We start from the raw sequence: 279 nt of genomic DNA, 5'->3' as shown, positions 1-279 counted from the left end.
ATGCCAGCCAGCGGCGGCTTTCCTCACTCACCCGGTCAGCCAGGATTTCACTTTCCAGCCGGTCGAGCATCTGCACCAGCACCGGCGGGAACACCACACTGCCACCGTCTTCGCCGCCGGACTGCTGAAGCGCATCCGCCAGGCTGCGGCGCTGCGTTTTCGCCAGCTCACCGGTGGCGGTTTCGACCCTGATGAGTGGCGTGAAGCTCCCCGGCTGATAAACCGTCTGGATGCGGGTTCTGTCGTTCTGTATCGTGGTCAGCCGGTCGCCGTCCCAGC

At 64.9% G+C, this 279-nt stretch carries 1 protein-coding gene; it reads right to left on the bottom strand.

Going from position 1 to position 279, the window contains the following annotated elements; translation table 11 throughout:
- Positions 1-279, bottom strand: a 279-nt coding sequence (locus BGE37_RS24930; protein ID WP_198598493.1) for a hypothetical protein, incomplete at both ends; no start/stop codon positions are given.

It is taken from the genome of Escherichia sp. MOD1-EC6300, assembly GCF_002965045.1.
GTDB lineage: Bacteria > Pseudomonadota > Gammaproteobacteria > Enterobacterales > Enterobacteriaceae > Escherichia > Escherichia coli_F.
The sequence above is the reverse complement of the archived record's forward strand: the minus strand, read 5'-3'. Positions and strand labels throughout refer to the sequence as shown.